At 40.4% G+C, this 12,489-nt stretch carries 12 protein-coding genes; 10 read left to right on the forward strand and 2 right to left on the reverse strand.

What is annotated here, in order from left to right; translation table 11 throughout:
* Positions 1-6 precede the first annotated feature (6 nt).
* The 10 genes from ACN20O_RS10670 (at position 7) to ACN20O_RS10715 (ending at position 10,589) form a co-directional block, all read left to right on the forward strand.
* Positions 7-1,356 (forward strand): FliI/YscN family ATPase, encoded by a 1,350-nt coding sequence (locus ACN20O_RS10670; RefSeq protein ID WP_491633928.1) that lies wholly within the window; start codon positions 7-9, stop codon positions 1,354-1,356.
* A gap of 7 nt (positions 1,357-1,363) precedes the next feature.
* A complete protein-coding gene (gene fliJ / locus ACN20O_RS10675; RefSeq protein WP_102242278.1) occupies positions 1,364-1,816 on the forward strand; it encodes a flagellar export protein FliJ in 453 nt (150 codons plus the stop codon).
* Positions 1,817-1,824: 8 nt separating this feature from the next.
* Positions 1,825-2,409, forward strand: coding sequence for a MotE family protein (locus ACN20O_RS10680; RefSeq protein ID WP_491633929.1), 585 nt, complete (start codon positions 1,825-1,827; stop codon positions 2,407-2,409).
* Positions 2,410-2,462: 53 nt separating this feature from the next.
* Positions 2,463-3,986, forward strand: a complete 1,524-nt coding sequence (locus ACN20O_RS10685; RefSeq protein WP_491633930.1) for a hypothetical protein — start codon at positions 2,463-2,465, stop codon at positions 3,984-3,986.
* 3 nt (positions 3,987-3,989) lie between these two features.
* The gene (locus ACN20O_RS10690; protein ID WP_491633931.1) at positions 3,990-4,841 is read left to right on the forward strand and encodes a flagellar hook assembly protein FlgD; all 852 of its coding nucleotides are present in this window, start codon (positions 3,990-3,992) and stop codon (positions 4,839-4,841) included.
* Between the two features lie 40 nt (positions 4,842-4,881).
* Positions 4,882-5,310: a TIGR02530 family flagellar biosynthesis protein gene (locus ACN20O_RS10695; RefSeq protein ID WP_491633932.1), complete on the forward strand. Its 429-nt coding sequence runs from the start codon at positions 4,882-4,884 to the stop codon at positions 5,308-5,310.
* Positions 5,311-5,421: 111 nt separating this feature from the next.
* Positions 5,422-6,702, forward strand: coding sequence for a flagellar hook protein FlgE (locus tag ACN20O_RS10700; RefSeq protein ID WP_491633933.1), 1,281 nt, complete (start codon positions 5,422-5,424; stop codon positions 6,700-6,702).
* A 71-nt stretch (positions 6,703-6,773) separates the two neighbouring features.
* Positions 6,774-8,237 carry a hypothetical protein gene (locus ACN20O_RS10705; RefSeq protein ID WP_491633934.1) on the forward strand — a complete coding sequence of 488 codons (1,464 nt, stop codon included), beginning with the start codon at positions 6,774-6,776 and terminating at the stop codon, positions 8,235-8,237.
* 124 nt (positions 8,238-8,361) lie between these two features.
* A complete protein-coding gene (locus tag ACN20O_RS10710) occupies positions 8,362-9,510 on the forward strand; it encodes a metallophosphoesterase family protein (protein ID WP_491633935.1) in 1,149 nt (382 codons plus the stop codon).
* 140 nt (positions 9,511-9,650) lie between these two features.
* Positions 9,651-10,589, forward strand: coding sequence for a methyl-accepting chemotaxis protein (locus ACN20O_RS10715; protein WP_491633936.1), 939 nt, complete (start codon positions 9,651-9,653; stop codon positions 10,587-10,589).
* On the opposite strand, the gene ACN20O_RS10720 is transcribed toward ACN20O_RS10715, so the two are convergent.
* Both ACN20O_RS10720 and ACN20O_RS10725 read right to left on the reverse strand, forming a co-directional pair.
* A complete protein-coding gene (locus ACN20O_RS10720) occupies positions 10,586-10,822 on the reverse strand; it encodes a ferredoxin (protein ID WP_491633937.1) in 237 nt (78 codons plus the stop codon). The genes ACN20O_RS10715 and ACN20O_RS10720 overlap by 4 nt on opposite strands.
* Positions 10,823-10,841: 19 nt before the next feature.
* The gene (locus ACN20O_RS10725; protein ID WP_491633938.1) at positions 10,842-12,341 is read right to left on the reverse strand and encodes a peptidylprolyl isomerase; all 1,500 of its coding nucleotides are present in this window, start codon (positions 12,339-12,341) and stop codon (positions 10,842-10,844) included.
* Positions 12,342-12,489 lie beyond the last annotated feature (148 nt).

The following is a 12,489-nucleotide window of genomic DNA, read 5'->3' on the forward strand; positions in this document are numbered from 1 at the left end:
GAGTAAATGGACAAGAATCTTGATCTCTCTTCAATCCATAAAAATTACGAATACGCTTCTCCTTTCCAGAAAATCGGAAAGGTGTTTGCTAATAAAGGAATGGTTTTTGAAATTAACCTTCCAAGAGCTCCTATTGGTGCGAACGTTGAGTTCGTTACTGAATACGGGGATAAGTCTTTAGGTGAGGTCGTAGGGATTAATGGAAACCGTTGTATGGCGATGCCATACGATGAACTTTCAGGAATTAACTCAGAGACTCGCGTTTACTTAAAAGACCTGACAACAACGATTAAAATCTCACAAGGATTCCTTGGACGTGTTATCGATTTCCAGGGAAATCCTATCGATGGTAAAGGCCCGATTGAACAAACAGGTGTAGAAGCGAGAAGCATCTACGGTGTGGCCTTAAACCCACTTCAAAGACCACCAATCAGTGAGGCCCTGGATACAGGTATCCATGCTATTAACTGCTTTATGACAGCAGGAAAAGGACAGCGTTTTGCCATCATGGCCGGTTCGGGAGTTGGTAAGTCGGTAACCATGGGGATGATCGCTCAGAACTCAAGTGCAGACATCAACGTTATCGCGCTTATCGGAGAGCGTGGTCGTGAGGTTTTAGAATTCATTGAACACGACCTTGGACCTGAAGGTTTAAAGAAGTCGGTCGTTATTGTTGCAACTTCAGATTCATCAGCGTTAACGAGAATGAAAGCGGCCTACGTAGCGACAACTGTTGCTGAGTATTTCCGCGATCAAAACGCTGACGTTCTTTTGATGATGGACTCAATCACGCGTTTTGCGATGGCAAACCGTGAGATCTCTCTTTCAGCTGGTGAGCCACCTGGACAGAAAGGGTATACGCCTTCAGTATTTGCGAAACTTCCAAAACTGATGGAGCGTGCAGGAACAAAGACTGGAGCTGGGTCAATCACTGGAGTTTATACCGTTCTCGTTGAAGGGGGCGATATGGATGAGCCGATTGCCGATGCGGTAAGAGCGATTGCCGACGGACACATTGTTTTATCAAGAGAGCTTGCTTCACGAAACCAATTCCCGGCCATCGACGTTCTGGCTTCTCTATCCAGAGTTATGTCGAAGGTTGCTTCGAAGGAACATAGAATTGTTTCATCTCACTTAAGAGATTTAATGGCGTCTTATAAGGCCAATGAGGACCTGATTAACGTAGGTGCTTATGCCAAGGGATCAAACCCTAAGGTAGATAAGGCGATGCTGATTTATGACGATTTAATGACTCTTCTGAAGCAGACTCAGGGGATGACAGAGTTCTTAACAATTGATGCGCTTTTTGACCGCATGGTTGAGATCGCAAGAAAAGCTGAAAACATTAATAAGTAAAAAATAAATGCAAAAGTTTAAATTCAAACTCGATGGTCTTCTAAAGGTTCGCGAGTTTAAAGAAAAGAAAATTAAGATCGAGCTGGGAGAAATCCTGAGAGAAATCACTGCGGTTGAAGACAAGATTGCGGAAGCAAATAAAGCAATCGAAGAGACTTATGAAGCGCAGGAAACGTTCATGAAGGACCCTTCTGCAGGACAGATGCTTCAATTTTTCCCGCTGTTCATTCAAGGGAAAAAGGAAGACATCAAAAACAAAGAGAACCTATTGTGGTCTCTAAGAAAAAAATACGATAAAAAAATCGCCGAACTGGCACAGGCCCGTGGTGAGGTAAAGGTCATGGAAAACTTCAAAGAAAAAAAGAAGGACGAGTGGTCTAAAGAAAGAAATAAAAAAGAACAAGAGGCCATCGAAGAAATTCTGATGATGAGATCAAACGGATCTAAGGGCTTACTCTAGGAAATATTATGAGAACGAGAAAAATTTTATACACAACTTCAATTGTAGCGATGCTGACAGTGGCAAGCTTAGTCTATGCAGCGACAGCTAAAAAAGCTCCAGCAGCGCCTGCTGCTCCTGCAAAACGCGAATACACTGAAGAAGAATTTAAAGCAGCAGTGCTTGAAGAAGCGACAAAGTTAATGAAAAAAGCAGGAAGCGCTAACCTCGTGGATTTTTCTAAAGAGCTTTTAGAAAAAGAAGAAGCGATCAAGGTAAAAGAGCTTGCAGTTAAAAAAGAATCAGAAGAACTAGAAATGAACAAGGCCGACTTTAAGAAGAAGCTGGTGGAGTTTCAGGATTCACAAAAGAAGTTCTTAGGATGTGTTGACGAAAAAAGCGCACAGGCCGATAAAAGAGTGTCTCAGATGGTAGATGTTATTTCTGGTATGAAGCCACAAAACGCAGCCGATGTACTGACGGTTCAAGATCCCGACCTTTCAGTTAGGATATTAAGCCAACTGGATTCAGCGAAGGCTTCAAAGATCTTCAATTTGATGGATAAGGAAGTTTCTGCCCGACTTCAAAAGCAGTTTCTTCAAATGAAAAAGTAAGATAATATAACAAGAAGCGTTGAAACTTTAATTAGGATGATTAAAAGGAACGTATGCAAGGATTGCCAGTAAATTTATTAGCACAAAATGTAGCTCCAGCTACAGGGAAAACGGATGCAGCAGCATCTGTGAATGCTAATGGCAAAGTTGCTGGTATTCTTGGTCAAAATAAAGAAGGAGAGCAAAATGCATTTGCTTCTTTATTTGGAAACCTTCTTGGCAACACAGAAACTAAATCAGCAGAAGGATCAGCTCAATCACAAACTTTAAAAGGTGAAGTGGCCACAGAAACAAAAGCTTCAAACTCTGAAGCAAAAGTAGATGCTCTTCTAAAAAATAAATCACAAGAACAAGATAAGAGAGTAGAGCAGACGGCTCTTTCAACTGAACAGGCATTATCTCCTGAAATCTTAAAAAACATCGACGGACTTCTGGCAAAGAATCAAATTCCGGCAGAAGGACAAAAAGGCGCACCTGTAAAAGGTGAAGCTATCGATGGAAAAATCGCTTCGGCTTCAACAAACCTTGACCAGCTTTTAAAAACATTAAAAGGTGAAGAAGGAAACGTTCAGGAAGTAGAAGGCGAGACTCTTCCAAATACAAATTCTAAAGAAGTAAAAAACACTAAAGGAAGCGCTCTTGATTTCTTAATTAAGGAATCGAAGTCTAAGGACGTAGGAAGCTCAACAGTTGCTACTGAAAAAGTTCTGGCAACAAATCCTGAATCTGTTTCAAAACTTGGACTCTCAAGTGAAGACTTCATTAAGAATTTGACTGAAGCAAAAGCTGAAAAAGCTCCAGCTCAATTGACAGGCGACGTTGCCCAGGACTTCGATCCAAAGGCATTGATGCAAAAACAATTAAACCAGTCGATGAAAGCTTACGGTCAAAAACAAAATCTTCTAAGTGACAATGTCATCAGAAATACAAAAGACCTGGCCTTCAAAGAAACAAAGCCAAAGTCAGCAATCGATGAATTAAAAAATCCAGACTTAAAAATCGGAGCAGAAACTGCGATGGTAAAAGAGCAGTTCGTCCCTTTAATGCAGCAGAAGCAGGAAATGGGGCAGAATATGCAAGCGCAGAATTCTGGAAAGGTTTTAGACCTTTCTAAGATGAATACATCTAACACTGAAGAAATCATTAAACGCATCAGCGATTACGTTCAGCAAAACCAGGTGGCCAACCAGGATAGTATCGACTTAACTGTTAAGCATGATACTCTAGGGCAGTTTAAGATTCAGGTGACGAAACCAACGACGCCGGGAACGAACCAAATGGATATGCAGATCACGACATCAACAGCAGAAGGACATGAGTTCTTTATGAAGAACGAAACAGGTCTTCTGAAAAATCTTTCCCAAGCAGGAATCCAGCTTTCTGACTTAAGAATTGTTTCTGGTGGTGAGTCATCTAGCTTCGCTCAAAACGATTCAAGACAATCAGGAAACTCTCAATATAATCAAGCTCCAAAAGAATTTATGAGCTTTGATTCAGGTGACTCATCAAATGGTTCTCAAAGAAGAAGAGAGCTATGGCAAGAGGCCCGCGATAATCAACAAAGATACGGAGCTTAAGGTATGCCAGAAATTGGAAGACCAGTAGAGCAAAACGCATTCTCAGATATTAAAATCAATAGACAACCGTCGACTGGAAATGGCGCTGTTACAAACAGAGCAGTCGGTGATTCACTAAACCAGATCGCTGGAAATAAACCAGAGACGCGTTTTGTCGATAGAAGAAAAAAAGAAGAACTTGGTCAAGATGGTTTTATGAAACTTCTTGCTCACCAGTTAAAAAATCAAGATCCAATGAAGCCCATGGATCAAAAAGATTTCTCTGCCAACCTTGCTCAGTTCTCGCAGTTAGAGCAGTTAACAGCAATGAATAAAAAAATGGATGCTGTTAACCAAAATGCAGTTGATGATAAACGTGTTCAGGGCGCAGCCTTCTTAGGAAGAAAAGTTGTGACATCTGGAACGAGCATTGACTACAAAGGTGACGGGAAAGATGTAAGAGTTCCTTTTTTCCTTGATCAGCCAGCAAAGGCCGCAGTTATCAACATTCTTGATAACAAGAACCAGCTTGTTGCCAGAATTGAAAGAGAAAATTTACAAAAAGGAATGCAAGACGTAACGTGGGATGGAATTGGATTCGACGGACAAATTGCAGCGAAAGAAACTTATCACTTTGAAGTGATTGGTTTCGATGAAAACAACAATAAGTTTAACGGTTCGACTCGCTCAGAAGGTTTAGTACAAGGTGTACACTTCGAAGACGGTGAGACTGTATTAGATCTTGCGAATGGAAAAAAAGTTTTCCTAAAAGACGTTCAAAGTTTTTCTGTAGCGGAAAATAATGATCAGGGAAAAAATATTCCTGCATTGCAAAAGCAAGCGGCGCAAGCTTATAATCAAGTAGAGAAACAATAATTTTTTCATAAGAAAAAATATAAGGTAAAAAGAAACTAAAATGGCGAATCCTAAAATTAACAACATTCTTATTCCGAACGTCACGCAGTTGCCGTCGCAGAAGAAGACTGATGACGTTAACAAGTTAAAGCAAGGGGAGACGTCAGAGTTTAAGGGACTCTTAGACTCACAGGTAGCAGAACAGGAGCAGCAGTCTGCTTTAGCTCCTAAAAAAGGCATTCAGCTTTCGACTCACGCGATGAGAAGGCTTCAAGAAAGAAACATTTCAATTGATAAAGAAGAATACACAAAATTACAAACAGCAATGGATCGCCTGAAATTAAAAGGAGGGCAGGATTCGTTAGTTATTACGGGTAAAGCGGCGTACATAGTAGATGTTCCGAAAAACACGATTGTAACTGCGATTGATAAAGAAAGTATTGGAGAAAACGTTTTTACGAAAATTGATTCTACGATTTTAATGAATTAACAAATTAATAATAAAAGTCTTAAAGAAAACGGTTGGTCCTTTCCGGAAACCTGAGTTTAAAGCCTGTAGTGCTATAAACATCTTTAAGCGATTAGGTCTAGGAGGGACATAATGGGTATTCTACGTTCATTCACAATTGGTGTTTCTGGTTTAAATGCTTCTGGTCAAGGTATGGGTGTAATCGGTGATAACATCGCTAACGCCGGAACAAACGGATTTAAATCTTCTAGAGCTGAATTTCAAGACGTATTAGCAGTATCACTTAAAGGAATCGAAGGGGGAGACCAATTTGGTGCCGGTACAAAATTAGGTCACATTAAGCCTCTAATGACTCAAGGGGATATCTCAAGAACAGATTCAGTAACAGATCTTGCACTTTCTGGTGACGGTATGTTCACAATTGAAGCTCCAGCAGGAAGAACGTTTACTCGTGATGGATCTTTCCACTTCGATAAAGAAGGTCAGCTTACAACTATGGACGGATACAAAGTTCTTGGTTTCCAAGCTGATGAACACGGAAAAATGGTTAACAAAATCGACGCTATTAAGCTAGGGAACACAACAATCCCAGCAAAAGCAACAAAAGAAGTTATCATGTCGATGAACCTTGACTCTCGTATGAACAAGATGGAATTCAACATCGAAAACCCAGAGAAAACTTCTAACTTCTCTAACTCAATGACAATTTACGATAACATCGGTACAGCTAGAACTGTAACTGCTTACTACAACAAAGTAGATAACAACACATGGGAATACCACGTTGCTGTTGATGGAAAAGATGTAGAAGGTGGAAAGCCGGATACTATGTATGAACAAGCTTCTGGTACTCTTATATTTAATGACAAGGGACAACTTGAAGAAGAGAAAGTTGGAAAGAACTCTTTCAATTTCAACAAAGGTGCTGCTAAAGACCAAAAAATCACTCTTAACTTCGGTCAGTCGATTAAAGAAGGTGGTAACGGTCTTGATGCTTCTACTCAGTACGGATCTGATTCAGCAATGGCACGTCACACTCAAGACGGAGCTTCAGCTGCAACATTAACTTCTCTTTCATTCAACGATAAAGGGATTTTAACAGCTTCTTACGACAACGGTGAAACAAGAGATGTAGCTCAAATCGCTGTAGCAAAGTTTGAAAACAACGAAGGTCTATTCAAAATTGGTAAGAACCTTTTCAAAGAATCTAAGGCATCTGGACAAGCTGCTCTTGGAAAACCAGGTGAGTCTGGACGTGGAGAAGTTCTTTCTAAGTCAATCGAGCTTTCAAACGTTGATATCGCTAACGAATTCGTAAACCTGATGACAGCTCAAAGAAACTTCCAGGCTAACGCGAAGACGTTAACAACAGCGGACGAAATGCTACAACAAGTTCTTCAGATTAAGAGATAATTTTAGCTAGCTAAATAATAAAGGGGCCTAGGAAGGGCCCCTTTTTTTTGGGAAAAATACCGGAACAAATAATGAAGAGAAATACTTGTTTAATTATTTTAATCGCTTTTGTCCTCTCATCTTGCGCCTATTGGTCGAAGAGTTGGAGAGGGCCTTCAAGCGTAGAAACATCACTGGACCTCCTGGAAAAATCCCAGGTGATCATTGATCGAGTTGCAACAAGAGATTTTAATGTTCAAAGCTGTAGCCGTGATTTAGACCTTTTGATTGAACAATATAGTAAAGCGCCAGAGACTTTGAATATCGAAGTCATTAAAAACCAGGGACAGGAAATCCTGGACCAAAGTTTTGATGCCAGAATGGCCATTCATTCTATGTTGGATGTTCTACCGGTTAAATGTAAGGCGAAAGTTAAAGACCTTTACCTGAAAATGCGCATGGTAGAGGATTATGTTGGAGTTCATTACTACAGTGACGCCCAGATCTCTGCTGATTCAATTAAGTATCAGAAAGAACCTGTGCCGGTTTATGAAGCCGATAAATACCGTCCTTACCATGTAGGAGCGGGGATTGATCCAAAGGCTAAGTTCGAGTTTAAAAACGGCGATATCATGATCACTAAAGGGATCAGCTTTGTTTCGAGCACTATTTCGGAGCTGGCAGCACCTAAATCAGTTTTCAGCCATATTGTTTTTGTTCATGTTGATGAAAAAACAAAAGAAGTGACTACGATTGAATCTTATGTCGGAAAAGGCGTGAGCATTTTCCCGATTGAAGAGGCGCTTAAAAACGAAAACGCCCGCATCCTGGTACTAAGAGCAAAAGATCAGGCCTTGGCCTCGAAAGCGGCCAACTATATGTACAACAAGGTTCAAAAGCTTAAATCTGAAAAGAAGTACATTCCGTATGACTATGAGTTAGATTTTTCCGACAACAGCAAGATGTCATGCGAAGAAGTGGCCTACGATGCATATAAAACGGTTTCTAACGGAGCGATGATTATTCCGGAAATGGAGTCTCAGATTCTTTTAGATGACCCGAAATTCTTAAAGCGCGTCGGTGTTAAAAAGGGGCCGATGATGGTTCCGACGGATATGGAGACAGACTCACGTTTTGATGTGGTCTTAGACTGGACAGATTACCGCGTGATGCGCGATTCGTGGAGAAAGGACGCTCTATTAGGTGAGATGTTCAGATGGATTCAGGATTACGATTACCGTATTTATGAAAACATGACGAGCGTTGCTGCAAAGGTGATCTGGTCGACACGATACATCCCGGGACTTTGGGGGATGATGTCGAAAATTTCTGGAATCCCAAAAGATTTTACGAAAGATGTTCCAAGTTTAACGATTACGACGATGGCGAGCTTAAAGTCTATTGGCGGTAACTTACTTCCAGTTGTCACTAAGGCCGACCAGGAACATTTTGAGAAAACTGGCAGATGGATGACGACAGAGGAGCTGCGCTCAACACTGGATCAATATCGTCAGACAAATCCAAAAGACCTAAGAAAAGTATTCAGAGAAAAATAACCCAATTGTTCATCAGGTTTGTGCCAACACAGACTTGATGATTTCCTGACATCCACGCATCTTGTTTTCTTTTTAAATCTAAGCGAAACTCTTAAGTAATAAATAAAAATCAAGGATGATTTCAATGATGAACTTAAGACTAGGGCTTCTTGCCTTATGTATCGTCGGCCCTTCGCTGGCCTTTTCGGGCGATTTGTTTAAGGTGGCCCCTTACACGCTCAAGCACACTAATGGACAGCTTCTTTTAAATTTTCAGTTAAATGTAGATAAGAAATTAGTGATTGAGGACGGACAGAAGATTAAACGTTCTTTTGACTACAAAAAAGGAATTCATTACCAAACGGAATTGGGAAAAGAAGAGTGCGGAGTCAGCAAAGACCTGCGCATCCGCGATACCGGGACCAATGAAGTTATTTTCACAAAAAACTATGAAGGTCTCTCTTGTTCAGAAGGATCGAGTGCTCCGGATTACACATTTGGTTTTATCAGCGATACTCAGCAATATAAAGACCGCCACGAAGCTGTTGCTAAGGTTATCGCTTATCACCATTCAATTGACCCGCTTCAGTTTTTAATTAACGGCGGAGACGTGGTTCAAAATGGACAAAAAGACGAACAAGAATGGATTGAGTACTTTCTTGGTGGGAAAGCTTATTTAATGGATGTTCCGCAAATTGCGGCGATTGGAAACCACGATTACCGTGGACACAAAGTTGATTACGCTCTTCCAAAGTTTTTCCAGAAATACATGAGATGGGAAGGAAGCCCGACAAACGGAAACCTTTTCTTTGAAATGCCAGGCTTTCAATTAGTCATCTGGAACAGCAACATTGGTGATTTAAAAAGCGATGAAGAAACTCAGATGTGGAAATGGTTAGAGCAGAAAATGCAGGCTGCTCAAAAGAGCAACACTCCACTAATTTTCGCGACTCACTTTCCGGTTTATTCATCTTCATTAAACAGGTTCACAAGTTTCGCGGTCATGAAGTTAAGAAGAAAGCTCGTTCCGTTAGTTGAAAAGTACGGTGTTAAGCTGGTCTTGAGCGGACACACTCATATGTATGAACGCTCATTCAAAGACGGTGTCCATTATCTAGTCGCCGGCCCTGCTGGTGGGCGCGCTAATAAGCCAACTTTTAATAATCCATACGTACAAAAATTCGATTCAGAATCCTTAACTTTTACTAAAGTAAAATATTCTAATAGAACATTAAAGATTGAGACGTTCAACCAAGATAATACATTGATTGATCAATTATTTTTGAATCTTTAGATATCACTTCTAACAGGGCCTGTTTTCATGCAGGTCCTGTCTTTTGTACCGGTCAGTAAATCTTTTTTCAAATCTTAAGTTTAGAAAAATCCTCTCTGTCTCGATAGGAGTTCGTTGCCGAATCTTTGAGGTCTATTCTGATGTCAAAACTACTTAATTACCACAATATTTCCAGAATCAATATGATTCTACTTGCTCTTCTTTTGGGCTCGATTGGCGCCTCATTGTGGACTTCTTTTGAAATAAATCAGTTAAACGAATTCAGGCACACTTCAATGGAGGGGATCCAGGAGTTACAAAAAAGTTCTGATGATCTGGCCCGTCTTGCGCGTTTATATGTTGTGACCGGTGAAGTGAAATGGGCACAAGAGTACGATGCTATAAAATCATCTAAAAAAGAATGGTCAAAAAAGCAGGGATTCACTCGCAATGAATTAAATAAAGTAGAGCATGCAACGAAGCTTTCAAATGATTTAATGAATGCTGAAGCTGAGGCCATTCACGCTGTTCAAGGTTTTTATCACGATGTAAATGGTGGCTACAAAAATAAAGGTGTGCCGAATTTAGACCTGGCAAAGAGACTGTTGCATAATCAGATTTATCTTAATTTTTCGGCAGATTTTAGTAAGACGATAATGGATTTCAAAGAGACTCTAAGGGCCCGTCTGGATCAAGAAACAAAAAAAAATAAAGAGAGAATTTTTATTTTTCAATGTATGACGACGGCGATGGGGTTCTTGATGTTTTTATCATCAATGCTCTTAAACAAGTATTTGAGAAAGTCTCCGGTTCAAGAGGAGACTGGGTTGCATTTTAGTGAAATGATCGAGACCATGCACGCGATTAAGGAAGAAAACAGAACAATTAACGAAAGTATGTTTCAGGCCAAGCAGCTCTTTTTCAATGCCTCGGTTGAAGCCGTTAAATCCGGTGAGAATGGGAAGGATCTTTTACTGGTCATCAATGAGTTTGAAAAACTTGCCGAAGTCAGCGCCAAATCGGCGACGGAGATTTCTGGAATCCTGGATAAAACTCTGGTTAGTGCGGTTGAATTATCAGAAGGGAAAAAGGTGGCCTAAGCTTCACCGTCGTTGCCGATAGCTTCGACAGGGCAGGCTTCCATGGCGCTCAGGCATTCTTCAAGTTCTACTTGAGTTTTTGGCTGCAATTTAACAAAAGCATGGCCGTCATCATCATTCATGGTAAAAAAATTCGGGGCTTCCATAACACAAGCATCGCAAGCGATGCATTGGTCATCAACGTAGAATTTCCCCGGTACATTTAGATCCCATTTTGAGTTTTTGTCGGCCATTACTTTCTTATCTCTTAAATTACATCTGTAAAACGTTATGGTTGATTTTAACCTTTGTGTTTGCTTCAAGCTCTTTTAGGATGTTATCCATCATTTTACGAGCCAGGGCGTTTTTAAGGCCGGCTTCATCACTTGCAGTCTTCGCTTGGGCGTTTAGATCTGTAGCTTTTGCAGCCGCCGTGCTTCTTACCATAATCAGGTTTGCACCGTCATCAAAAGAATTGAACTTCGGCTTAGATAGGTCTCCAGCGAATAGTTCCTTCATGTTATCAGCAGAAACGTAAGCTCCAGTTGAAATCCCATCAATACGGTTAGCAGTTCCTTTGTTGTATTGAAGCTTGTATTTTGCAGCTAAGGCCTTAACTTCTGATTCGTTTCCAGCTTCAAGCGCTTTTCTCATACTGTTGGCGATATCTACAGTGAGTTTCTTTAGATCTTCAACTTTATCTTTTTGGATAATTTCACGAGCAAATTTTTCGCGGAAGTCAGCAAGCTTAGCTGTCATACCTTCGTTTTTCTTTTCAACAAAGATTAAGTGGTAACCGAATTGTGTTTTAACTGGAGCAGAGATTGTTCCTGGTTTTTGAGTGAAAGCGACTTGATCGAATTCAGGAACCATTCTTCCTCTCTGGAAGCTTCCAAGTTCTCCGCCTTTACCTTTTCCAGATGGGTCTTCAGTGTATTGATTAGCTTTTGCAGCGAAGTTCCCAGGAGTCACTTCTTTAGCGATTTTTTCAATTTGAGCTTTTACTGCTGCTTCATCTTTTCCTTCTGTTAAAAGCAGGATGTGACGAGCAGTGACTTCTTCTGGTTTGTTTAAGCTGTCTTTTCTTTCGTTGAACATTGATTCAACTCTTTTTTGGTTTGTTTCAACAGCAAGGAACTTTGCCAGTTCGTCTTGAGACACATCAATGAATTGAGAAAGAGAGTGTTTTGAAATCTGAACAACTTCAACATTCAGTTGATCTTCACGGAATTTTGCCATGTCGGCCATGTAGCCTTTTGACAGCGGGAAGTTTCCAGCTAGTTCTTGAACTTTTTTCATTCTGATCTGGTCGACAACATCTTGTTCGAATTCAAGTGGAGTCAGACGGTTTGCAGAGAGAATTCCTTTGTAGCGGTTAACGTCAAATTGACCGTTAGTTTGGAAGTATGGAAGCGCCTTAATTTCGGCTTTAACTTCTTCATCTGATGGAAAAGTTCCGAGATCTTTCGCGAATTTCACCATCAACTTTCTTTGGACGATGTTTTTAATCGTACTTTCTTTGATTTTCAGGCCTTCAAGTTGCTTTGCAGTCAGCTCTCCACCCATAATTTGTTTATAAAACTCAATCTGGCGATTGTATTCTTGCTGGTACTCTTCAGGCTTGATTGGCATTCCACCAACTGATCCAACTTGAGAGACAGATCCGCCGCCTTCAAATTGTTGGTAACCAGTAAACATGAAAGCAAGAATGATGAGACCGATTAAAACAGTAGCAAAAACGCCGGCTGTTTTGTTCTTTGTGAATTCAGACATAACTTTTTCCCTTTGGTTCGCGCTTTAAAAAATTTCTAACTATTGTAACGATTAAAAGTAAAGTTCGTAAAGTTTATTGGCTTTTTAAAAAAGATTACTTAAGCTTAATTATTAATTGTTTTTCCCATCAATATTTACGGAGTGAATC

It is taken from the genome of Bacteriovorax sp. As-1 (assembly GCF_058446905.1).

What these genes read in the sequence shown, in the direction of transcription:
- ACN20O_RS10670 (WP_491633928.1), top strand. Translation starts at nt 7, where the DNA reads ATGGACAAGAATCTTGATCTCTCTTCAATCCATAAAAATTACGAATAC.
- fliJ (WP_102242278.1), top strand. Translation starts at nt 1,364, where the DNA reads ATGCAAAAGTTTAAATTCAAACTCGATGGTCTTCTAAAGGTTCGCGAG.
- ACN20O_RS10680 (WP_491633929.1), top strand. Translation starts at nt 1,825, where the DNA reads ATGAGAACGAGAAAAATTTTATACACAACTTCAATTGTAGCGATGCTG.
- ACN20O_RS10685 (WP_491633930.1), top strand. Translation starts at nt 2,463, where the DNA reads ATGCAAGGATTGCCAGTAAATTTATTAGCACAAAATGTAGCTCCAGCT.
- ACN20O_RS10690 (WP_491633931.1), top strand. Translation starts at nt 3,990, where the DNA reads ATGCCAGAAATTGGAAGACCAGTAGAGCAAAACGCATTCTCAGATATT.
- ACN20O_RS10695 (WP_491633932.1), top strand. Translation starts at nt 4,882, where the DNA reads ATGGCGAATCCTAAAATTAACAACATTCTTATTCCGAACGTCACGCAG.
- ACN20O_RS10700 (WP_491633933.1), top strand. Translation starts at nt 5,422, where the DNA reads ATGGGTATTCTACGTTCATTCACAATTGGTGTTTCTGGTTTAAATGCT.
- ACN20O_RS10705 (WP_491633934.1), top strand. Translation starts at nt 6,774, where the DNA reads ATGAAGAGAAATACTTGTTTAATTATTTTAATCGCTTTTGTCCTCTCA.
- ACN20O_RS10710 (WP_491633935.1), top strand. Translation starts at nt 8,362, where the DNA reads ATGATGAACTTAAGACTAGGGCTTCTTGCCTTATGTATCGTCGGCCCT.
- ACN20O_RS10715 (WP_491633936.1), top strand. Translation starts at nt 9,651, where the DNA reads ATGTCAAAACTACTTAATTACCACAATATTTCCAGAATCAATATGATT.
- ACN20O_RS10720 (WP_491633937.1), bottom strand. Translation starts at nt 10,822, where the DNA reads ATGGCCGACAAAAACTCAAAATGGGATCTAAATGTACCGGGGAAATTC.
- ACN20O_RS10725 (WP_491633938.1), bottom strand. Translation starts at nt 12,341, where the DNA reads ATGTCTGAATTCACAAAGAACAAAACAGCCGGCGTTTTTGCTACTGTT.